Genomic DNA, 19869 nt, shown 5'->3' with positions numbered 1-19869 from the left:
AAACGTAATTATTTCTATACTTCAGTGATGCTGAACACAGGAACATTCTTTACTTTTGAAAGAAATTTTGTTTCCAATATTATGGCTACACTAAATCTAGCTCTTGTAATCGCAATATAAAATTTAGCCATCGCGGCTGCCTCCATTTTCTTATCTTTGACCAACCAATCTATCATAGGACCCGACGGCAATATCAATACACGATCAAAAGTAAGGCCTTTCGATTTTCCAAAATTCATTCTCTGAAAATGAGGATTAGATTTTGCATTCTTATTTTCTTGCAACTGAATGGGGTTAAATTTTAAGAGATATTTTTCTGCGTCAAGAGAGTCGATAACAAAAACGCCATCATGGTCCGTCGTTTCATAATTGCCAGATTCTGCGCGAGGAAGAATAGGATAAATTGAATTTGAAAAATTGCAGATTAAGTCGTTACAGCGATAATTTTTTGTTAAAGACGTTGAATCTATGTCCAAACGAAAACTGTCACGATGTTCATTAAAAAAATCGAAAATCATTGATTTCGCATACTTCTCATATTTTTTTGACTTATGGGTAGAGTATGTCGCCTGCCTTGGATCACCAACAAGTGTTACTGCTGATGTTGAATTAAAAATTTGTTCTAAAACATACAAATCATAACCAGCTAAGTCTTGTACTTCATCAACAAAGATATGTTGAAAGCATTTTGAAATTCTTTCAAAAACTAGCCCACAAGATCCTTCATTGCAACGAATTACCAACAAAGGTAATTTGTCAGAATAGACTTCATTATTCTGGTTGAAATAGAAATTCTTAAAACTTTTTTCACCCCAATATCTTGGCTTTCCGTCTTCACCGATAAAACGAAGACCTGACTTTCCAGAAACCAACTCCATTCCCTTAATATCAAAATTAAACAAATTCCCTTGTAATGGCTTTACGCCATGTTCAATCAAAAACGAGAACCAAGTTTGAACAAATATTTTTTCAGGGATATAGCCTAGAATTTGAATTATTTTATTTTTTATTTCAAGTTCACACGCGTTTGTGTAAGTCGTAATCAAAACAGAACTACCGCTTCTCGCTTTCTCGATAGCATCGATTACAATTTGATGCGTCTTACCAGATCCAGCGGATGCGATAATAACCTTGTTCATTTTATTGCGTCACTAATGTATGCGGGCATTTTAATCACAACATCAGACTGAAATATTTTCAGAGCACAATCTGTTTTATTGGAACGCATATATGAATGCATTCCATCCTCATCTTCTATTGAAGTATCAAAAATTAAGTTTAATATGTCTAAACTATTTTCGCGCAACAAAACAGGTTCAAGTGTGTTGTAGTTGAATTTTTTCGTCCCTATCTGAAGATCGCCTTTATTTATTTCGCGTTCAAAGCAAATTTTGATATGTTTTTTTGAATTTTCTCCCAAATAGTTTTTGTATTTTTCTTCAAGCGCGGAAATCTTGCCGTCATTGTCAGTCACAACACAAACTGGTTTTTCTAATAGATCAGCTAATTCAAGAAATCGAACAAACGACGTTCCTACAGAAATTACTTCAATCTCGTCCTCAATCGGCAACCGACCAGAATTCATTTGCATGTATGCTTTTTGAACAATAAGCTCGTCAGAGTCACCTTCAACCAAAATAGTTTTTTTGGAAAGCACAAGTCTTAAAGTGTCATAGCCAGAAATTTTTTCAAAAAATACGTTTGTTTCTGGATCAAGATGAGAAAGTTTTACGGTTTTTTTCTTATCGAGAAAAATTAAAGCGTCAAGACCCAACTTATTTGCAACGAAGCTGCTATGAGTAGTCATGACAATTTGCTTACTGCTACAACTGCCTTTTATCTTTTTAATTAACTTGTTTAGTTTTGAATGTGAAAGATGGTTTTCTGGCTCTTCAATTAGTAAAACATTTGCTTCGTTTGTTTTGTCGTGAGAAAGAGCTAAATTAGTTTTGACAATGCATTGCTCGCCTTTACCTACAAAATGAAATGGAATATTGTCCAGATACGTAGTTAAACCACTTTCCCAAGCATTGCTTGAAGATAGCTCGACTGAGATAGAAACTGTCTTTTCTGAAATCACGCATGCGGAAGATATTTTTTTATTGATCGCTTTAATTCCGACTGCGTCCATGAAATGCTCTTTCATTTGCCGGTGGGCTTGGGACACGTTGACGGCTTCTTCGTCAGAAAGTAATTCTTTTGCGATTTTACTTATATAGACATCAGAACCATTTTGAAAACGGGTAGATGATGAATCAATAAATGCAGCTTTTAACGGTATTGTCCTAGATGAAAGCTCTTTTCTTGAAAAACTTCTCCAAGAAACACGATAATATTCAATCGGAAGAGTCCTTACTGAACCTGTTTTGACTAAAGCTACATATTGGGCACTCCAGTCTTCATCAAACTTTATTGTCAGATAAATGCCTGTGTGCGGTTGCCTTTCAGAATTATCATCACCTAAAAAAAACGCCAATTCATCACATTCTTTAAAATACAGTTCAATGAGAATTGCAGGTGGCGGTAATTTTCTTCTAGTACTTAAGCTCTGAATGTATTCGTTAACAGATGACTCGTTAAAAATATATTGATTTATTTCGTTTCGAATATAGCGGCCGCCAAGCATACCGGACAAAGCTAAATTTATTGCTTCAAGTATTGTCGATTTCCCGGCCTCATTATCTCCAACAATAATATTCAGGCCTGAGCTAAGATCTAACGTAAAGCGATCTTTAAAACCTTTAAAATTCTGAATTACCACTTTATTTATGATCACATTGAACCTCTTTCAGATTTATTCTTGAAAGTTCATCGTTAAAACAGCAACCCAAATGAATCGAATATAAATAAATGCGATATGTAGCTTTATCAAAAAATTTAGTGCTTAATTTTTTGTGGTATTTCCCAATAAGACGGCGCATCGCCAGGTGCGTCCATGCATTGCCGTATAATTCCATCGGCCATTCTTACTGTGCTTCCTATTGAGTGAATCTTTCCATCAAAGTGGCAGCTCTGTTCTATAGGCCTGTCAATTGTTAATCTCTCTTGACTTGCTTTTGCAGGTGATGCGGCCATTAAGAAAACCGCTTCTGTAATCATCATCAACACCATCAAGACAAACAGCACATGCAATTTGAAATTTGTTTTTTTAAGTAGTACGCTGTTTTCCTGGCAGTTTTTGCAGGGGACTTCTTGAATCAGCGTAGACTGATGATCGTCTGGCATATCCTGTTCTAAATTCTCATCTTCAAATTCAGCCAACTTTGTTTCTATATGCGCGCAAGCTTCGTTGAATTTGTTGCGCGGGAAATTATCCATTTTGTCCGCACCAAACTTATTGAGCAATTCCCGGTAAATCTTTAATGCGCTCAGGCCAGATACGGAAGAAAGTTTTTTAACCTTCTGGGTGATCTCATTGCGCTGCAACCAGGTGAGATTTTTTTCTTCATCACCGACCATGTTTAGATTCACTACATTGTTGAGTGATGTACCAACATTTGAATCACCCATGACGATCTGACCTACATCACCCTTAATTTCATTTTTTTCTGTCATATTCTTTTTTCATACACCTGCTGTGACAACTACTACATCAGCAAAACCATCTATTTGACTTTATTTTTTTTGGTTCCGACCGAAAAAGATTGTGACTCCAGCGTCAGGTTTCCTTCAATCACCTGGCCAATGCTGCCATGGATAATATTTTTTGCTTTGGGTTCTGCCGGAGCCATTCCGGCAATCAGTGCCAGCACACCTGCTTTCCCACGTTGATCTAGTTTCCTAAAGCCTGACAAAAGATCGCTTTCAATCGCGTCCAAGCTGGCGGCAACTCTTGATCCTTTCAGTAAATACATAACGTCCACACCAAGCTCTGATATCAAGGTGAGGTACTCTGCGTTTGGCAGCCTGTCATCTTGCTCGTAATTTACTTGCGCGCCCTTCAGCACACCGCCCACCGCAGCAAATTCGGTTTGATTCATTCCAACCCGCTTGCGCTCTTCTTTTAGCCTTGCCCCAAATGTACTCATATTCAATCAAATTAAATTGACAAGTACGATTTATCGTACTATTATCACGTTACCACTAACGTAACACAATGATACATCATGTCTCTTGACACTCACACATCATTCCGTCGCGCCGCCCAAATAAAAGGGGCAATCCGCACCCCAATCAGTCTCTCTAAAGAGGAATACGACCAGGCTGCAGCTTATGCCCTGGCCGAGCAACGCTCAGTTGCTTCTTTCCTGCGCGTTACATACCTGCTTGGCCTGAAGGAATATGTACGCCAGCTTTCGTCCAAGTAACCAGCCCAAACAGGATACGACCATGTATGCAGACAAAAAACGCATCAAGGCAAACAAGCTGATGCTTCGTTTTGATGATTACGAGTTCGAGCTGATCAACGCCATGGCGGCTTATCAGGGCGAACAGCCATCTGTTTTTTTGCGTGAGCTGGTGCTACGCGAAGCTGCTTTGCTTAACCAAAATTGCAAGCAAATGTTATCGGCAAAGTAAAAACTTTGACAGACACTGATTAGCCACTCTTAAGCACTCTTAAGTTGACGAAAACAAGAACATGCCCTCATTAAATGCCAATTTCACGGACGACGAATTAGAAATGCTTGAAGGAATGCGCGTCCAGTGGGGGCTTAGTAGTCTTGAGGAAACAGCCCAATTTCTGGCAAAGCGCTTTATACGCCAGAGCATGAAGGCAATGACCGGACGTGGTCGTGCAATGAATTTAGTATCGCTTGAAGATTTAGAAAGGACCACGGAATGAGAGTAATTGGTATGCCTTGCCCTCATTGCGCACAGCGTGTGCGGGCCATTAAAAGCCGCACTATGTCGCCCATGCTGAAGGAAATCACTTACCGCTGTAATAACGAGGAATGCGGACATGTGTTTGTCGCAGGCCTGGAGGTATTACGCACCTTGTCTTTGTCTGCCACGCCTGACTACAAGGTCAGGATTCCAATTTCAAGGCATGCGCGACAGTCAGCCTTGAATCAGCTATCGCTGAATTTATCCGTCGGGTGACGCTGATCTAGCGGAACCAATTTAACCACTATTGCAGTAGCCAACATGCCTGTTTTCAGGCGTGAGGGACTTTTTTTGCCCTTTACTTTTGGAGGTGATCATGCGTTTGACATTTGCATCCCGTTTTGTCCTTGCCAGAGCCATACGCAAGGAGCTGAAGGCTTTAAATCACGGCCCGCAGATATGCCGCTTTTATAGCCAGGCGCTTATCGGCGAAATGATCCACGACTTAGGCGGCATGGCTGGGGAGTGGTGATCATGAAACAGCATGGTGATGATTTTACCCGCGACATTTTTAACAAGCCTGGCCGGGGCCGCCCTCGCAAGCCAAATGCCAAGACTGCAGCCCAGCGCGCCAAGGAATACCGCGACCGTCAGCGGGAACAGAAATTCAACTTTCTCAGGGGGCAGCGTCATGAGATTGCCTAATCAAGTGTACGTGGCCCTGATGGGCGCTATCAGCCTGGGCGTCACAGAAAACGAACGCCTGCAGGGCATTGCAGAGCGTTTGGGGGACGTGGAAGCCGAGCAGGAATATTCACGCAATGTGCGGCTGCTGCAGGAAGGCCGCCAGTTGCTGATTGAAGAACAGCACAAATTAACGTGACGCGTCACAAAAAATCATGACTATTCCAGCGACCACAGACGACGAACTGCGCAAGGTACACGCCGCCCTGCGCATCACGCTGCCATTTGAGCAGTTGCCACCCTTGATGCGCCACAGCCTGGCGATGGTGGCGCACTGCTGGCGCGGCCGTGTGCCGGCGCATTTGTTTGATAAGCCAACCCCAGCAGCAAAACCGCCAGGCCAGTCCAAGCCAGGCAAGCACCCCGTAACCGATTTTAAACGCCGTGCAAGCGGTGACTTTGATTGAATGAAATGAACACTACATCCAACACCTTAAACCTGCCTGAGCGCGACCGCCAGCCCATCATCAAGATGATGACGATGCTGTATCCCAGCGAGTTGTACGCTTTAAGAGATTACCTTGACAGCGAGTCAAAGGAACTTGATTCAAGCAAGCCAGAGCATGAAGAAATCTGGGGCGGCTTGTGCATGCTGAAGCACAGTATCAAGCACGCAATCATTGATATTGAATCAGCGAACAGCAAGGCGGGCGTGTAATGGATGACTCGCTCCGTCACGAAATCTTGCAGCGCCTGGCCGAGTTCAAGTTCAAGCCAGAGCAAAACGGCATGCTGCGCGGTGGCATCTGCCCGGCCTGCCAGAAAAAAGAACTGTACATCAATGCAGAACACCCTTGGGTGATTCGCTGTGGCCGTCTGAACAATTGCGGTGAAACCAGACACGTCAAAGACCTGTACCCGGATCTGTTTGATAACTGGTCTGAGCGTTACAAGCCCACACCTGACAAGCCAAACCCAAACGCAGCGGCCGATGCGTATATGCAGCATGGCCGGGGCTTTGTGCTGGCGAAGGTTCAGGGCATGTATACGCAAGAGTATTACTTTGACCAGGAGTTAAAGATTGGCAGCGCCACGGTGCGCTTTCCTTTTGGGAATGGCTATTGGGAAAGGATCATCGATCAGCCTTACCGCTTTGGTAAAAAGAAGGCGCACTTCAAATATGGCTCCAAGTATTACGGCCAGTGGTGGAAGCCTGACCCGGTTGTGATTCAGGATAAAGCGGAAATATGGCTGGTAGAAGGCGTTTTTGATGCGCTGGCGCTGATGCACCATGATATCCCGGCAGTTGCCCTGGGTAGTTGCAATAACTACCCAGAGGAGGCCTTGCGTAACCTGGCCGCCTCGCGTGGCAACATGGATTGCAGACTGGTATGGGCGCTGGACGGCGACAATGCTGGGCGCAGCTATACCAAGAAGCATGTAGACAAAGCCAGGGCTGCAGGCTGGGAATGTGTCGCGGCACAGATACCGCAGGACGGCAAGAACAAGCTGGACTGGAATGATGCCCACCAGCGTGATGCACTGTCTGAAAAAGATATCGAAGAATACCGTTATCACGGTGACTTGCTGCTGGCGAAATCCCCGGAGGAAAAAGCTTTGCTGCGCTACAAGCATGACGGTGGCCAGACGGAGTTCTATTTTGATTTTGGTAACCGCTTGTTCTGGTTTCGCCTCGATCTGGAACGCTATAACAAGGCCAGGGAGCAGCAGGACAACAGCGAAGATTCAAAAACCTTGTCTGAATATGCCTTGCGCGACCAGGCGCTGGTGACATCGAGCACGGTCTATGAAATAGCCAATTGCTTGCCAAAGGCTTTGTATTTTCAGGAAAACCTGATCACTAACGAGAGCTGGTACTACTTCCGTGTGTCATTCCCGCATGACGGCAAACCGGTGAAGAACACGTTTACTGCATCTCAAATAGCATGCTCTGCGGAGTTTAATAAGCGCTTGCTGGGTATGGCTGGGGGCGCTATGTATAACGGCAGCAGCAACCAGTTAAAGCGGATTCTTGCGGACCAGCTTTACAACATCAAGCGCGTGGATACCATCGACTACATAGGCTACAGCCTTGAGCATGGCTGTTTTGTGCTGGGTGATGTGGCGATGAAAGACGGCGTGTTGAATGAGGTGAACAGCGAGGATTTCTTTGATATTGGCAAGCTGTCGATCAAGTCTTTGAATAAGTCTGTAAATCTGACTATTAACCGCGACCGTCATGAATACCGTACAGACTGGCTTGACCTGATCTGGACGGCCTTTGGTGCCAAGGGGCTGGTGGCGCTTACTTTCTGGTTTGGATCACTGTTTGCGGAGCAGATCAGGTCTAAACAATCGTCTTACCCTTTCCTTGAGGTAGTGGGCGAAGCTGGGGCCGGTAAATCAACCTTGATTGAATTTCTTTGGAAATTGTTTGGCCGTAACGGGTATGAGGGCTTCGACCCGGCCAAGTCTAGCCTGGCTGCGCGGGCGCGTAATTTTGGGCAAGTGTCTTGTTTGCCGGTGGTGTTGATTGAATCGGACCGGGAACGCATGGGGGAAGACAAAAGCCATGTGAAGTCATTTGATTGGGACGAGCTGAAGACGGCCTATAACGGCCGAAGCATGCGGGCGCGTGGTATGGCGACGGGTGGCAATGAGACGTACGAGCCGCCTTTCCGGGGTTCTATCGTGATTTCTCAAAACAACCCTGTAAATGCATCTGAGGCGATTTTGTCACGCATTGTGCATTTGTATTTTGACCGTTCAACGCAGACGGCCGCGTCCGGAGAGGCGGCGGACAAGCTGAAGTATATGTCTGTGGAACAGGTTTCAGGCTTCATTCTGGCCGCGACCAAGCGCGAGAAAGCCATCATGGAGCTGGTGGGTACCAATACGCCTATCTACCTAAAAGAGCTGCGCCAGAACAAGAATATCAAGATGCCTCGCCTGGTAGAAACCCATGCGCAAATGCTGGCCCTGGCTGATGCCCTGGCGCTGGTGGTAAAGCTACCTGAATCGCAGCAGGCGGCATTAAAAGCCCAAATCGTGACCATGGCCGAGGAACGTCAGCAGGTAATCAACAGCGACCATGTGCTGGTGCAGGAATTCTGGGAGGCATTTGATTATCTGGATAACGGCGATATGTCGATCTTGAATCATTCGCGTGACCCCAACCTGATCGCAGTCAACCTTAACCACTTCCTGCAGGTGGCAACAGAGAAACGTCAGCAAGTGCCGCCATTGCGCGACCTGAAAAAGGTGCTGATGACCAGCAGTCGCCGCAAATTTGTAGAAACAAACCGGGTTGTCAACAGCGTGATCCGCAGTACGCAATCGCCCATGGCCACCCCTTCCACATCAGTGAAATGCTGGATTTTCCAGAATGAAAAATAACCAAAGAAAGGACGAAATATGAGCTTTCAAGTCTATGTAAGAACGGTTACAAGCAAGTATGAATACATCGCCATTGCCCAGGACGCCTGCGCTGTCTTTGGCGCGGTCTATGACTTTTTCGGTGCCTGTGGCGTCACAGTGAAACCATGGCGAGGTGAAAAATGATTGTGCCTAAACATCGCATTTTGCAGGAGTTCGCCATTACCTACGCACCAGACAGGGCCAACGCGGCCCGCTTTGATGAAGTTGCCCGGCTGTTGGGTATCGATGCTGAAACAGTAGCCGCAATTGTGGCTGAATCGATGGGGGAAATATGAGGATAATTAAGCTGATATCGTATATGAATGAGGCAGAGGCGCGGGCATTGGCTGTCTTTTTGCGCTCTGACTCTTTGGCAAATTTTTGCTTGACGTTGCCAGGTGCTACTGATGTAGAACTTACCTTGAGTGCAGGCAATCAGCTTGCCCGCGCATTGGCTGACAATGGTTTTTTGCCAAAGTGAAAATTTGACATGAATTCAAAAGTGTCACGAAAATTACAAGCATTTCTCAGCATCGAAGTAAATATGAATAACCAAATTAGGAATAATCCATGAGCGATGCAGACATCATCGAACGACTGGCAGCAGCAGTAGCAGAGCGCATCAAGCCAACAGTTCCCTTAAATATTGATCTTTGGGATATTGCCACCATTGCTTCATACATGAAGCGCGATGTGACATCTGTTAGAGAACGGTTTGCTTGTCTGCCAGACTTCCCACCAGCAATTAGATTGCCGTCCGCCAAAGGTAACAGAGCCCAACCACTATATAAGGCAACAGATGTTATAGCTTGGACATTGAAGTACCAAGAACGCCGTGCCTAATCCAAGCGAGCCGCCATATTGGCGGCTGTTTCATTGTAGTAAATCTGCAGCATTCTCAAATCTTTGTGCCCAACCATACGCGCCAGATCAAGAACGTTTAGTTTCTTAGCCAGGCGCGTTATAGCTTCATGCCGGGTATCGTGAAAATTTAAACCTTCGACCAGACACTGGTCCCGCGCTCGTCGGAATAATGTACTCAAACTGGCGGCCGTTAGCATGAATAAAGGTGCCTCTTTTGACTCTGGCTTAGGTAGGCAAGACAATACTTCAAGCGCTTTTTTTGACAGTGGTACATCCCGCTTTGATCCATTTTTTGTCAACCGCAGATGAGCGACAGCGCCATTAATGTCTTCTGCAGTCAAACTACAGATTTCTGATTCACGCATCGCTGTCTCAATAGCAAATATGAATGCAGCACCGACCGCTTGTGTTTTTTTAGTGACTGGCTGAAAGTGAAAATCGAGGTTGACACAAAGCCTATCAATTTCATCCTGGCTGATCAATCTGTCACGTGGTAAAGCATTTTTTGGCCGGCGGACGTCTTTTGTCGGGCTTTCCGGTATCCATTTCCATTCTCTGGCCGCAGTCCGTAAGACATGACTTAGCAAGTTCAGGTCCCGGTTAAATGACGCGCCGGTTACTGCCCGCCATTCTTCAGTGCCTTTTAAACGCTGATCGCGGAAGCGCCCTAAGAGATCAGCAGTCACCTGGGCCAGCTCTCTATCTCCCAGTTTGACGCCATCAATCTTATATTCACACATCCAGTTAAGGCGTTTTACTTCCCATTCATGGCCGCGTTTATGAACAGAAACTTCTTTTTCATATCGACGGCATGCATGATCTAGTGTTTTTCCATCAACTATACCAGTTGCAATATTATTACGTAATTCGGTTTCACGAATAGCTGCCCACGCTATCGCCTGGCTTTTTGTAGCAAAAACTTGTGAATCTCTTGTGCCTTTGACATAAACTTGCGCACGCCAGCCCGAAGCCCTTTTTTCAAAACTAGCCAAACTCTATCTCCCGTGGGTAATTAGTGGGTAAATCGTGGGGAGATACTAGCAGAAATTTACTGTTTTTTACGGGGTTTTGATGTTTTTGAAAGTGTGCCAATCGGCTGGAGAGCCTTGCTACGCTTGGCTTTACGATGATTTGCGAGAATTCGCATTTAGGTGCCTGGTCCCGCCGACAGGAATCGAACCTGTATCTTACGCTTAGGAGGCATACGTTCTATCCATTGAACTACGGCGAGACACGGTGAGAAATGCTTGTGCATTTCTCAATCAGCCCGCCATCTTACCTGAGCTGCGGCTAACAATCAATTAAGCACGTGAGTTTAAGTGCCGCCCTAGCGTACAATACTGCTTTTCTCTAATTATGTCCGCGCATCTTGTTGATGCCGGTTTCACAGGGTTTTATGGCAGTTATCTCATTAAGCGATGCCCAATTGGCATTCGGTCACGTTGCTCTGCTTGATCATGCAGAGTTTTCCATAGAAGCAGGCGAGCGGGTTGGTTTGATCGGGCGTAATGGCACCGGCAAGTCTTCGCTACTGAAAATTATTGCCCGCACGTCCAAGATTGATGATGGGCTGCTGGTGATGCAGCAAGGCATCAAGATTGCGTATGTTGAGCAAGAGCCGCAGTTTGACCAGACCCTTAGCGTGTTTGATGCGGTGGCTTCTGGCTTGGGTGAATTGCCTGCCCTGTTGCAGGAATATGAAGCGCTGACCGGTCAGTTTGGCGGTGACAATGATGATGCCTTGATGGAACGCATGCATGACATCCAGGTGCAACTGGATGCGGCTGACGCCTGGAGCCTGGGCAACAAGGTGGAAACCACGCTGGACAAGCTGAACCTGTCCAAAGACGCCATCATGGGTACGCTGTCGGGCGGTATGAAAAAGCGTGTGGCCCTGGCTTGTGCGCTGGTCAGTGCGCCGGATGTCTTGCTGCTGGATGAACCAACCAACCATCTGGATTTCTCATCCATACAATGGCTGGAGGGTTTGCTGAAAGACTTTAAAGGCAGCGTGCTGTTCATCACCCATGACCGCAGCTTTTTGGATAACGTGGCCACCCGCATCATTGAGCTGGACCGTGGCAAGCTGACTTCTTTCCCTGGCAATTTTACGACTTACCAGACGCGCAAGGCAGATTTGCTGGAAAACGAAGAAGTTGAAAACGCCAAGTTTGACAAGTTTTTGGCGCAGGAAGAAATCTGGATACGCAAGGGTGTTAAAGCCCGCCGCGTGCGTGATGAAGGCCGCGTCAAGCGTCTGGAACAATTGCGCCTGCAACGCACTGCCCGTCGTGATCAGCAAGGCCAGGTCAAGCTGGATGTGAGCTCAGGTGAACGTTCTGGCAAGATCGTGGCGGAGTTGGAAAACGTCAGCAAGCGCTTTGGCGAGAAGGTCATCATCGACGATTTCTCCAGCATTATTTTGCGTGGCGACAAGGTGGGTCTGATTGGTCAGAACGGTGCCGGTAAAACGACATTGCTGAAACTGATTTTGGGGCAGGATGAACCTGACAGCGGCACCATCAAGCAAGGCAGCAAATTGCAGATCGCTTACTTTGACCAGATGCGTGCGCAACTGAATGAAGAAGCCAGCCTGGCAGATACCATTGCCCCCGGTAGTGACTGGGTAGAAGTGAATGGCCAGCGCAAGCATGTGATGTCTTATCTGGGTGACTTTTTGTTTGCGCCAGAGCGTGCACGGTCGCCGGTTAAATCATTGTCTGGTGGTGAGCGTAATCGCCTGTTGCTGGCGCGCCTGTTTGCTAAACCGGCGAACGTGCTGGTGCTGGATGAACCGACCAATGATCTGGATATTGATACGCTGGAACTGCTGGAAGAATTGCTGGAAGAATATACTGGCACCGTCTTTTTGGTCAGCCATGACCGTACCTTCCTGGACAATGTGGTGACACAGGTTATTGTTGCTGAAGGCGAAGGCCAGTGGCGTGAATTTATCGGTGGCTATACCGATTGGGAACGCTATCGCAGCACCGTGCCAGCGGTCAAGGCCAGCAAGGCTGAACAAAAGCCAGCCGTGGCCGCTGTATCAAGCATGAGTGCACCGGCAGCCGCCAAGCCGAAAAAACTCAGCTATAAAGAACAGCGTGAACTGGAAGAATTGCCCAAGCTGATTGCTGCACTGGAAGCCGAGCAAGCATCGATCACTGAAAAACTGGCCGATGCCAATCTGTATAAAAACGGCCCTGACCAGGCGAATCAATTGAATGCACGCCATGCTGAAATTGATGAGCAATTGCTGGAAGCGCTGGAAAAATGGGAAGTGATAGAAGCGAGAAGCAAGGGCTGATGTAGCACTGGCCACATCACTTTGGCAGGAATAAAAAAACGACGCCGCGCATTAAGCGGGCGTCGTTTTTTTATGTCTTCAAAACCAAGGAAATTAATCCCAGCTCCAGGTAAATCCCAGGCTGAATGTGTAAGAGGCGGGTTTGCCATCAACCGTTTTGGGTACAAAAGAGCCATTGCGGAAATAGTTTTCAGCTATGCGCAACAGCATGGTGTCGGTTGAAAAAACCGTGCCATCGACACTGGTGAGCGATGGCGGTTTGACGCCACCGGCAGTCTGCGTCACCTGGGTGACTTTGCCTTTGTCATCAACCGCTATTTTGTAGGTGGTGGAGCCGTTGACGTTCTTGTTATTAAATATTTTTGGATAATAAATAACTGCCCTGCCTGGCGTAAAACCCTGTACGGCAGGTTGCGTCGCCCCACCTGGGGCATCGTCCTGGACCAGCGCTTTTTGATAGACAGATTTGACTACACTTAACCTGAGTGTGGAGGCTGACAGCATGGCATTGGGTTTTTCGATATAGCTGTCGTAAATGGCGCGGCTGGTCACCCAGATAGTCTCGCACAGTTCTTGTGGCGTGGATGATTGGTAACCATAAGAGAAACGACCTTCGATACGCTTTTTATCTTCTTCTGGCCATTCTTTGGCGACGGTGGCAAAGGTTTTCATGGCGACCTTGGCGATCACGGTGGAATCAGATCTGTCACCTGAACGCGGGGTGTTCTGGCGGGCAAACTCGCCTGTCAATGCCTTGGGCAAGGCCGTCGCCAATTTGTCGAATTGTGCGATGATGAGCTTGTCGGTTTCAGCCCTGACTATATCGGCAACCTGCGCTTCAGTGCGGGTGCGGCACTGTTGGCGGTCCATGGCGTACATGGCGTTGGTCCGGTGCAGTCGCCACAGCAGCTTGATGGTGTCATCGTTAAGCAAGTCCAGGCTGTCGATGAAGGCTTTATGGTAATGTTCATGCCATAGTGCCAGTAAATCTTCGATCACACTGGCTTGATTTTGGGTGAGCCAGGCACGCATATTGTCGCGGTATGCGGCATCTTTCCACAAACTGTCGAGCATGATATGCGCCAGCCTGTTGGAGTTTTCGGTAGGCAGTATCGGCACGACGAAGTAACTGTTTTCAGTATCCACCTGTTTATGCAAATAGGCTTGCAATTGTTCTGCACTTGGCTGGGTGATGGCTGAAGCATGCATCGCCAGAGTTGTGGCAAAAACCAGAATCGCTGCTTTTACGGAACGCAAAGCCATTGGACTAACTCCGAATGATGGGAAAGATACCATAGGACTTACGCAAAACCGCCCCAGCTGTGTTACAGCTCCTTGCCGTACTATTCGTACTGTCTTCGTCGCTGCGCCTTGCTGGGACGATTTTGCGTAAGTCCTATACCATTTATATCAACACCCGTCGCATGGCAAAGACAGAACACCACGCCAAGGTGCGCTGGCATTCTATCAAAAAAAGTTTCGCCCAAGGAAATACTGCTTCGGAAAAACCGAGAGGATGTATTCCTGTGCTTTCACCTGAATGGTGATCTGCCTTGAATATCATCAGAGGGACACTGACCAGTTGCAGCCTATAAAGGAAAAACGACGCCCAGTCTCTAGTGACTGGGTGTCGTTTCTTTAACTCAGCTTGCGGTAATCAATTACTGTAATCAATTGCGGTAACGCGTTGCAAAACTTATCTTGCTGCTGGTGCTGTTGTCTTGGCGGCACTTGTTCCTGCTGCTGCGACTTTGGTGCCAGCTTTCACTTCGGCTTTCGCTTCTGGTTTGACATCGGTCTTGGCTTCGGCTTTGACATCAGCCTTGTCCTTGGCCAATTTTGCGTGGGCAACATGTTTGGCATGCTTTTCATGTTTCGCTGCTGTTTTTTCTGTTGTCACTGTCTTGGCTTCTGCAGTAGCAGGCGTCGCAGGGGTAACAGGGGCGACGGACGTAGTTGCCGTTGGTGTGACGGTTGCTGCCATGGCGGTAGTTGTTACCACTTTTGCTGGTGCAGTGGTGGTGGCAGGTGTCGCAGGTGCGGCAGTTGTTGCTACCACTGCTGGTGTTGCTGCTGGCGCTGCTTTAGCTGGTGTTGCTGCCGGTGTTTGTGCAAATGCGCTACCCATCAAAACGGTAGAAGCGATCAGGGCGGTGATAAGTTTGTTCATGTTATTTTCCTTCAATTGTGTGAGTGTTTTTTTACCCGGCAGCATCTGTGCTGCCGGTGTACATGCTAGAACTCATTTCATAAATAGGGATGAGTGCGAGCAAGGCGATTCGGGATGCAGTGCAAGGCGTCGTCGCGCAGCTAAGGCTGGTGCCTTAGCAAGCGGCGCAACGTAGCAATGCGCCCGAATCGTCAGCTCCCGAAGGGTTTGCCTCATAACGCGTGCTGGACTGCGTTGGACTCGTTGTCAATAGACCCGCTATTGACTGCCTCGTCCGCCTTGCCAGCCCACGTTATGAGACAAACGCATCTCACCCCTATTTATGAAATGAGTTCTAGTTACGATGACGACTTATTTCGAAGCAGCTGGTGCAGAAGCAGAAGCTGGTTTTGCTTCATCTTTCTTCGCTTCTTTTTTAGTGTGCTTGGTAGCTTTTTCGTGCTTTGTTGCTTTTTCTGTTGCCACTGGTTTGGTTTCAGTTGCTGGTGTTGATGCTGTCGCAGAAGCCGATGTTGCAGTCACTTTGGCTGCCGGGGCAGATTTGGCAACGCTGGCTGCTGCGGCTGCAGATGCAGGTTTGGCAGTAGCGCTGGCAGATGCGCTGGCTGGTGTTTGTGCAAATGCGCTACCCATCAAAACGGTAGAAGCGATCAGGGCGGTGATAAGTTTGTTCATGATATTTTCCTTCAATTGTATGAGCGATTTAATTTACTTTTTTTACCCGGCAGCATTTGTGCTGCCGGTGTACATGCTAGTTACAGATAACGACTTATTTCGAAGCGGCTGGTGCTGAAGCAGATGCTGGTTTTGCTTCATCTTTCTTTACTTCTTTTTTTGCGTGTTTTACATGTTTTGTATGTTTTACTGGTTTGTCTGTTGTCGACGCTGCTGGTTTGGTCTCAGCTGCTGGTGTTGATGCCGTCGCAGATGCCGGAGCAGCCGTTACTTTAGCTGCCGGGGCAGATTTGGCAACGCTGGCTGCTGCGGCTGCGGATGCAGGTTTGGCAGTAGCACTGGCAGATGCGCTGGCTGGTGTTTGTGCAAATGCGCTACCCATCAGAACGGTGGAAGCGATAATGGCGGTGATCAGTTTGTTCATGATAATTTCCTATTCGTATTTGGGTTAATTTGCTTTGTCTTGCTTAGTGTTGCTTTGTTTGCTTTCCGTAGTCAGCCTACGTAAGCCAAAAACGCCAGCCGGCACATCTGCGTTGACGCAAAAAACCACAGTGCATGTGGCTTAGTGTTGTTGTTCTAAACGACATCAGGCTTGTCAACCGAATGGGTTCCTCATGCGTTACGCGCGTAGGAACACAAAAAAACGACGCCATGCTCATGCATGGCGTCGTTTTGTTTTTTGGACAGGAACAAACCTGCCTGTTCCTGCCCCCTAAGCAATCACATTACGGGCAATTGCCTATAACGTAATAGCCTGCTGCTGTCTGTGCCAGGGTTTGGGTATAAAACAGGTTGTCCAGCCCCATATTCTGGTTAGAGCCATTGGCCAGTGCATAGCCACCGCTGTCATGTGCGCGCCCGGCTTGTACGTGGGCATAATTGCTGGCGCTGGTGGTGCTGCATGTCCAGCTGGATGCTGTGGTGACGCTGATGGCGGCAGAGAGTGCGCTTTCGCCGCTGCTACCCAGTGCAGAAACGGCAAAGTTATAGCTGGTGCTGGCCGTCAGGCCGGTAGCAGTGTAACTGGTGGTGCTGACCGGGGATGTAGTGATTTTTGTACCATTGCGATACAGGTTATACCCCGTTGCGCCGCTGACTGTATTCCAGCTCAGGCTTACGCTGGTGGCAGTGACTGTGCCTGCGCTCAAGCCCGTTGGTGGCTGTATCACAGGTGCAGTGCCGACCAAAAATTGCGGGATAGTGCAATTGGCCGATACCTGACCCAGGTTGTCGGTAGCATTGACTGTACCCACGTAATAACCACTGGTCAGGTTATAGCTTTTGGTGAAGCTGCTACCGCTGCCTGCTGCCGTATCGTTGATGCTGGTGGGGCCGCTGAGGGTAACGGTGTAGCTGGCAATGCTTCCGCTAGCCGTAGCAGCACCGTTGATGGTGGCACTGGTGGCGGTGATGCCCGAGCTGGAACAGGCGCTGACAACAGGTGCAGGTACGGTAGATGCACGCATATTATTTTTGAACCAGAAATCCATCAAAAACACCGGATAGTTGATCTTGGTGCTATCGACATAGTGACTGTTCTGACCACCGCTGCCGGCAGGCCAGGCATGGCTCATGCTGCTGACAGTAATTTCATGCGTGCGGAGTTTGCCATTGGCATCGGTATAGGGGATATTGGTGCCGCCGGTAGGTATCGTCACGCTGCTGCCCTGGGTAAAACTGCCGCCATAGGCCAGGCGCATGGCTGCGGCATCCATGGGGCCATAGGCTTGCGCCACCGTGTAGTCGCTGGTGCCCCAGACGGCACCGGCAATCTGGGTAGCGAATTTTGTGGCATTGCTGCCTGCCATGGCGTGGCAATTATTGCCTGCCGTTGTGGCCGTATAGCCGGATGGCACGTAGCCGATCTGCGCGGTTGTGGTGCCTGGTGGCGGCCCCGCATTGATGCCAACACCGGCAAACACATCCGGTGCCAGGCAAGCCATTACCATGGCTTCACCACCGCCAGACGACAGGCCGGTGACGTACACCTGGTTAGGGTCGATAGCATATTGCGGATCACTGACAAAGCGGTTGACCAGATCCAGCAAAATTGCATCATGCCCTGGCGCACTGCGGGTATGGGTGGTATTGGCATAATCCCAGCAATGATTGCTGTAGACATTGCCGGTGGCATTGGGGGCCAGGATGACGGCACCGTATTGCTCGGCCATTGCTTTCCAGTTAAAGCCCTTGTCGCTGGTTTTATCGATCACATCGCCAGATGCGGTTTGGGTGCAACCGTGCAGCACCAGCACCAGGGCACGCTTGCCTGCCAGCGTTGGTTGTGCGGCTGGCCAATAAAAATAACCTGTCAGGTTACCGCCGTTGACGCTGTCGGCAGCCCAGGTTTGTTGGGTACTCCAGCTACCTGGCCCGGCAGTCACTGCGTGAGCAGTCAGGCTGGTTAGCAACGAGCAGGCGATCAGCATGACGGCCTGCAGCATGGTCTTGATATGGTTCATTGAATGTCTCCGTTATATTTTATATGTAAGCTGAAGCGACTACGGCAGGAGCAATTTTTCCCGGTAAGGAAGCGCAACTCGATTACTGACATCACCTGCCCGGATGAGGCTGATGTGTTTCAGTTCTGCAGTCTTGCCCTTTGCTATTTTCTGGTATTGTTTTTTGGTGACGCGCGCAAGTACACCGGCTCAAAAAAATTGAGCCGAAAAATAAAGCCTTTGAAGTTTTTGTCTCCTGTTTTTTTGGTTTAGCATCTGAATTTTTGGGAAAAACAGATGCGGACCTGTGCAGGTTGAAATCAGAGAAAATCACTAATTTCCAAATACAAGATACACTGTATTTTTACGATATTTGTTGAATCGTCTGTGCAAATCTGCACATTTGGTTAGCAAAAAAGAGCATACCAAAGACCCTACTGTTCCCGGCTTACCGGTGAAAAATCTTCACCCCTGTTACCGTTTCAGCATGAGATATTTCCTGCATGATTGACGTGCAAAATCTGATGTACAAAACAAGGAAAAAAAAAGCCATGAAAAAAGTCGCATTGGTTACCGGTGGCAGCCGTGGTATTGGTGCTGCCACAGCGCAACAACTGGCGGCCGCCGGTTATGCAGTGTGCATCAACTATCTGCACAATCACGACGCTGCACAGCAAGTCGTGCAAGACATACTTGCACAAGGTGGCACTGCCATTGCGATACAGGCCGATGTCGCCATTGAGACCGAAGTCGTGCGCCTGTTTGCCGGGCTGGATCAGCAACTGGGCAAGCTGGATGCACTGGTCAATAACGCCGGTATGTTGATGCAGCAATGCCGGCTGGAAGATTTGACGGCTGAACGCATCAACCGTCTATTCAGCACCAATGTCACCAGCTATTTTCTGTGCTGTCGTGAAGCGGTCAAACGTATGTCAGGCAGGCATGGCGGCAAAGGTGGTGCCATCGTCAATGTGTCGTCGGCTGCGGCACGGCTGGGTTCGCCGAATGAATACATTGATTATGCAGCGACCAAGGGTGCCATTGATACCCTGACCAAGGGTCTGTCACTGGAAGTGGCGAATGAAGGCATACGTGTCAACTGCGTGCGACCCGGCCTGATCTACACCACCATGCATGCTGATGGTGGCGAAGCCAACCGGGTGGAAAGACTGAAAAGCGGCGTCCCCATGCAACGTGGTGGCGCGCCCGAGGAAGTGGCAGCAGCCATATGCTTTTTGTTGAGCGATGCAGCGTCGTATATCACCGGCAGCTTTGTGGATGTATCGGGTGGGCGATAAGCGAGGGAAATAGCCTGCCGTCAAACAGGTTCTTAAGCAGTTAACCGAAACCCGTCCCTATCCTGACTCCCCCTTGAAAGGGAGGGGAAAAGGAGGAAAATTTAGCCGTCGATTTATGTCCAGCATATTATTTCGGACAAACATCGCCTCGTCAGCATCGCCTTCTCAGCATCAAGCCGTGTCTAATTGCCGCTTTGTGCACTGCCCCAGTGCATTCAGCAAGCTGACTTTCGCCCTTATTTCTGC

25 protein-coding genes and 1 tRNA gene are annotated in these 19869 nt (G+C 48.2%); 15 read left to right on the top strand and 11 right to left on the bottom strand.

Annotated features, from left to right (window positions below; translation table 11 throughout):
* Window positions 1–14: 14 nt before the first annotated feature.
* From AC1RVX_RS27915 to AC1RVX_RS27900, 4 genes are all read right to left on the bottom strand, one after another.
* The gene (locus tag AC1RVX_RS27915) at window positions 15–1139 is read right to left on the bottom strand and encodes a UvrD-helicase domain-containing protein (protein ID WP_493219853.1); all 1125 of its coding nucleotides are present in this window, start codon (window positions 1137–1139) and stop codon (window positions 15–17) included.
* Window positions 1136–2776 carry an ATP-dependent nuclease gene (locus AC1RVX_RS27910; protein ID WP_493219852.1) on the bottom strand — a complete coding sequence of 547 codons (1641 nt, stop codon included), beginning with the start codon at window positions 2774–2776 and terminating at the stop codon, window positions 1136–1138. Before AC1RVX_RS27910 ends, AC1RVX_RS27915 begins: the two co-directional genes overlap by 4 nt.
* 101 nt (window positions 2777–2877) lie before the next feature.
* Window positions 2878–3555 carry a hypothetical protein gene (locus AC1RVX_RS27905; protein ID WP_493219851.1) on the bottom strand — a complete coding sequence of 226 codons (678 nt, stop codon included), beginning with the start codon at window positions 3553–3555 and terminating at the stop codon, window positions 2878–2880.
* A gap of 50 nt (window positions 3556–3605) precedes the next feature.
* Entirely contained in the window at window positions 3606–4028 is a 423-nt protein-coding gene (locus tag AC1RVX_RS27900) for a helix-turn-helix domain-containing protein (RefSeq protein WP_186957112.1), read from the bottom strand.
* Between the two features lie 78 nt (window positions 4029–4106).
* Here AC1RVX_RS27900 and AC1RVX_RS27895 point away from each other — a divergent pair, with 78 nt between their 5' ends.
* The 13 genes from AC1RVX_RS27895 (at window position 4107) to AC1RVX_RS27835 (ending at window position 9708) form a co-directional block, all read left to right on the top strand.
* Window positions 4107–4307, top strand: coding sequence for a hypothetical protein (locus tag AC1RVX_RS27895; protein ID WP_493219850.1), 201 nt, complete (start codon window positions 4107–4109; stop codon window positions 4305–4307).
* Between the two features lie 22 nt (window positions 4308–4329).
* A complete protein-coding gene (locus AC1RVX_RS27890) occupies window positions 4330–4518 on the top strand; it encodes a hypothetical protein (protein WP_423003630.1) in 189 nt (62 codons plus the stop codon).
* A 61-nt stretch (window positions 4519–4579) separates the two neighbouring features.
* Window positions 4580–4783 carry a hypothetical protein gene (locus AC1RVX_RS27885; protein WP_493219849.1) on the top strand — a complete coding sequence of 68 codons (204 nt, stop codon included), beginning with the start codon at window positions 4580–4582 and terminating at the stop codon, window positions 4781–4783.
* Window positions 4780–5040 carry an Ogr/Delta-like zinc finger protein gene (locus tag AC1RVX_RS27880; RefSeq protein WP_422973916.1) on the top strand — a complete coding sequence of 87 codons (261 nt, stop codon included), beginning with the start codon at window positions 4780–4782 and terminating at the stop codon, window positions 5038–5040. The genes AC1RVX_RS27885 and AC1RVX_RS27880 overlap by 4 nt, the downstream gene beginning before the upstream one ends.
* Window positions 5041–5140: 100 nt before the next feature.
* Window positions 5141–5296, top strand: coding sequence for a hypothetical protein (locus AC1RVX_RS27875; protein WP_493219848.1), 156 nt, complete (start codon window positions 5141–5143; stop codon window positions 5294–5296).
* Window positions 5297–5298: 2 nt separating this feature from the next.
* Window positions 5299–5469 carry a hypothetical protein gene (locus tag AC1RVX_RS27870; protein WP_493219847.1) on the top strand — a complete coding sequence of 57 codons (171 nt, stop codon included), beginning with the start codon at window positions 5299–5301 and terminating at the stop codon, window positions 5467–5469.
* Window positions 5456–5647: a hypothetical protein gene (locus AC1RVX_RS27865; RefSeq protein WP_305257991.1), complete on the top strand. Its 192-nt coding sequence runs from the start codon at window positions 5456–5458 to the stop codon at window positions 5645–5647. The genes AC1RVX_RS27870 and AC1RVX_RS27865 overlap by 14 nt, the downstream gene beginning before the upstream one ends.
* A gap of 16 nt (window positions 5648–5663) precedes the next feature.
* Window positions 5664–5915: a hypothetical protein gene (locus AC1RVX_RS27860; protein ID WP_493219846.1), complete on the top strand. Its 252-nt coding sequence runs from the start codon at window positions 5664–5666 to the stop codon at window positions 5913–5915.
* Window positions 5916–5920: 5 nt separating this feature from the next.
* Entirely contained in the window at window positions 5921–6166 is a 246-nt protein-coding gene (locus AC1RVX_RS27855; RefSeq protein ID WP_493219845.1) for a hypothetical protein, read from the top strand.
* Window positions 6166–8844, top strand: coding sequence for a toprim domain-containing protein (locus AC1RVX_RS27850; RefSeq protein WP_493219844.1), 2679 nt, complete (start codon window positions 6166–6168; stop codon window positions 8842–8844). The genes AC1RVX_RS27855 and AC1RVX_RS27850 overlap by 1 nt, the downstream gene beginning before the upstream one ends.
* An 18-nt stretch (window positions 8845–8862) precedes the next feature.
* Entirely contained in the window at window positions 8863–9009 is a 147-nt protein-coding gene (locus tag AC1RVX_RS27845) for a hypothetical protein (RefSeq protein ID WP_493219843.1), read from the top strand.
* Entirely contained in the window at window positions 9006–9161 is a 156-nt protein-coding gene (locus AC1RVX_RS27840; protein ID WP_422973902.1) for a hypothetical protein, read from the top strand. Before AC1RVX_RS27845 ends, AC1RVX_RS27840 begins: the two co-directional genes overlap by 4 nt.
* Before the next feature lie 274 nt (window positions 9162–9435).
* Window positions 9436–9708, top strand: coding sequence for a hypothetical protein (locus AC1RVX_RS27835; RefSeq protein WP_423019087.1), 273 nt, complete (start codon window positions 9436–9438; stop codon window positions 9706–9708).
* Here the strand turns inward: AC1RVX_RS27835 and AC1RVX_RS27830 are convergent.
* Together AC1RVX_RS27830 and AC1RVX_RS27825 are read right to left on the bottom strand one after the other, a co-directional pair.
* A complete protein-coding gene (locus tag AC1RVX_RS27830; RefSeq protein ID WP_493219842.1) occupies window positions 9705–10721 on the bottom strand; it encodes a tyrosine-type recombinase/integrase in 1017 nt (338 codons plus the stop codon). The two genes, AC1RVX_RS27835 and AC1RVX_RS27830, sit on opposite strands and share 4 nt — an antisense overlap.
* 164 nt (window positions 10722–10885) lie before the next feature.
* Window positions 10886–10960 (bottom strand) — tRNA-Arg (locus tag AC1RVX_RS27825).
* 165 nt (window positions 10961–11125) lie between these two features.
* Between AC1RVX_RS27825 and AC1RVX_RS27820 the strand changes: the two genes are divergently transcribed.
* Window positions 11126–13036 carry an ATP-binding cassette domain-containing protein gene (locus tag AC1RVX_RS27820; protein ID WP_493219841.1) on the top strand — a complete coding sequence of 637 codons (1911 nt, stop codon included), beginning with the start codon at window positions 11126–11128 and terminating at the stop codon, window positions 13034–13036.
* 93 nt (window positions 13037–13129) lie between these two features.
* Here AC1RVX_RS27820 and AC1RVX_RS27815 read toward each other — a convergent pair whose 3' ends face one another.
* The 5 genes from AC1RVX_RS27815 to AC1RVX_RS27795 form a co-directional block, all read right to left on the bottom strand.
* The gene (locus AC1RVX_RS27815) at window positions 13130–14299 is read right to left on the bottom strand and encodes a hypothetical protein (RefSeq protein WP_493219840.1); all 1170 of its coding nucleotides are present in this window, start codon (window positions 14297–14299) and stop codon (window positions 13130–13132) included.
* 433 nt (window positions 14300–14732) lie between these two features.
* Complete coding sequence (locus tag AC1RVX_RS27810) at window positions 14733–15206, bottom strand: hypothetical protein (protein WP_493219839.1); 474 nt, start codon at window positions 15204–15206, stop codon at window positions 14733–14735.
* Window positions 15207–15557: 351 nt separating this feature from the next.
* The gene (locus tag AC1RVX_RS27805; protein WP_493219838.1) at window positions 15558–15881 is read right to left on the bottom strand and encodes a histone-like protein 2; all 324 of its coding nucleotides are present in this window, start codon (window positions 15879–15881) and stop codon (window positions 15558–15560) included.
* Window positions 15882–15975: 94 nt separating this feature from the next.
* A complete protein-coding gene (locus tag AC1RVX_RS27800; RefSeq protein WP_493219837.1) occupies window positions 15976–16305 on the bottom strand; it encodes a hypothetical protein in 330 nt (109 codons plus the stop codon).
* Between the two features lie 304 nt (window positions 16306–16609).
* The gene (locus AC1RVX_RS27795; RefSeq protein WP_493219892.1) at window positions 16610–18328 is read right to left on the bottom strand and encodes an extracellular catalytic domain type 1 short-chain-length polyhydroxyalkanoate depolymerase; all 1719 of its coding nucleotides are present in this window, start codon (window positions 18326–18328) and stop codon (window positions 16610–16612) included.
* Between the two features lie 548 nt (window positions 18329–18876).
* Between AC1RVX_RS27795 and AC1RVX_RS27790 the strand changes: the two genes are divergently transcribed.
* Window positions 18877–19623: an SDR family oxidoreductase gene (locus AC1RVX_RS27790; RefSeq protein WP_493219836.1), complete on the top strand. Its 747-nt coding sequence runs from the start codon at window positions 18877–18879 to the stop codon at window positions 19621–19623.
* The last annotated feature ends 246 nt before the right edge of the window (window positions 19624–19869 follow it).

Source organism: Undibacterium sp. GW821-FHT11B02 (genome assembly GCF_058808955.1).
The sequence above is the reverse complement of the archived record's forward strand: the minus strand, read 5'-3'. Positions and strand labels throughout refer to the sequence as shown.

Excerpts from the sequence above, each read along its gene's own strand:
- AC1RVX_RS27815 (WP_493219840.1), bottom strand. The coding sequence starts at position 14,299 with ATGGCTTTGCGTTCCGTAAAAGCAGCGATTCTGGTTTTTGCCACAACT.
- AC1RVX_RS27795 (WP_493219892.1), bottom strand. The coding sequence starts at position 18,328 with ATGCTGCAGGCCGTCATGCTGATCGCCTGCTCGTTGCTAACCAGCCTG.
- AC1RVX_RS27855 (WP_493219845.1), top strand. The coding sequence starts at position 5,921 with ATGAACACTACATCCAACACCTTAAACCTGCCTGAGCGCGACCGCCAG.
- AC1RVX_RS27850 (WP_493219844.1), top strand. The coding sequence starts at position 6,166 with ATGGATGACTCGCTCCGTCACGAAATCTTGCAGCGCCTGGCCGAGTTC.
- AC1RVX_RS27810 (WP_493219839.1), bottom strand. The coding sequence starts at position 15,206 with ATGAACAAACTTATCACCGCCCTGATCGCTTCTACCGTTTTGATGGGT.
- AC1RVX_RS27800 (WP_493219837.1), bottom strand. The coding sequence starts at position 16,305 with ATGAACAAACTGATCACCGCCATTATCGCTTCCACCGTTCTGATGGGT.
- AC1RVX_RS27790 (WP_493219836.1), top strand. The coding sequence starts at position 18,877 with ATGAAAAAAGTCGCATTGGTTACCGGTGGCAGCCGTGGTATTGGTGCT.
- AC1RVX_RS27805 (WP_493219838.1), bottom strand. The coding sequence starts at position 15,881 with ATGAACAAACTTATCACCGCCCTGATCGCTTCTACCGTTTTGATGGGT.
- AC1RVX_RS27870 (WP_493219847.1), top strand. The coding sequence starts at position 5,299 with ATGAAACAGCATGGTGATGATTTTACCCGCGACATTTTTAACAAGCCT.
- AC1RVX_RS27890 (WP_423003630.1), top strand. The coding sequence starts at position 4,330 with ATGTATGCAGACAAAAAACGCATCAAGGCAAACAAGCTGATGCTTCGT.
- AC1RVX_RS27835 (WP_423019087.1), top strand. The coding sequence starts at position 9,436 with ATGAGCGATGCAGACATCATCGAACGACTGGCAGCAGCAGTAGCAGAG.
- AC1RVX_RS27845 (WP_493219843.1), top strand. The coding sequence starts at position 8,863 with ATGAGCTTTCAAGTCTATGTAAGAACGGTTACAAGCAAGTATGAATAC.
- AC1RVX_RS27865 (WP_305257991.1), top strand. The coding sequence starts at position 5,456 with ATGAGATTGCCTAATCAAGTGTACGTGGCCCTGATGGGCGCTATCAGC.
- AC1RVX_RS27905 (WP_493219851.1), bottom strand. The coding sequence starts at position 3,555 with ATGACAGAAAAAAATGAAATTAAGGGTGATGTAGGTCAGATCGTCATG.
- AC1RVX_RS27860 (WP_493219846.1), top strand. The coding sequence starts at position 5,664 with ATGACTATTCCAGCGACCACAGACGACGAACTGCGCAAGGTACACGCC.
- AC1RVX_RS27900 (WP_186957112.1), bottom strand. The coding sequence starts at position 4,028 with ATGAGTACATTTGGGGCAAGGCTAAAAGAAGAGCGCAAGCGGGTTGGA.
- AC1RVX_RS27840 (WP_422973902.1), top strand. The coding sequence starts at position 9,006 with ATGATTGTGCCTAAACATCGCATTTTGCAGGAGTTCGCCATTACCTAC.
- AC1RVX_RS27895 (WP_493219850.1), top strand. The coding sequence starts at position 4,107 with ATGTCTCTTGACACTCACACATCATTCCGTCGCGCCGCCCAAATAAAA.
- AC1RVX_RS27915 (WP_493219853.1), bottom strand. The coding sequence starts at position 1,139 with ATGAACAAGGTTATTATCGCATCCGCTGGATCTGGTAAGACGCATCAA.
- AC1RVX_RS27885 (WP_493219849.1), top strand. The coding sequence starts at position 4,580 with ATGCCCTCATTAAATGCCAATTTCACGGACGACGAATTAGAAATGCTT.
- AC1RVX_RS27880 (WP_422973916.1), top strand. The coding sequence starts at position 4,780 with ATGAGAGTAATTGGTATGCCTTGCCCTCATTGCGCACAGCGTGTGCGG.
- AC1RVX_RS27820 (WP_493219841.1), top strand. The coding sequence starts at position 11,126 with ATGGCAGTTATCTCATTAAGCGATGCCCAATTGGCATTCGGTCACGTT.
- AC1RVX_RS27875 (WP_493219848.1), top strand. The coding sequence starts at position 5,141 with ATGCGTTTGACATTTGCATCCCGTTTTGTCCTTGCCAGAGCCATACGC.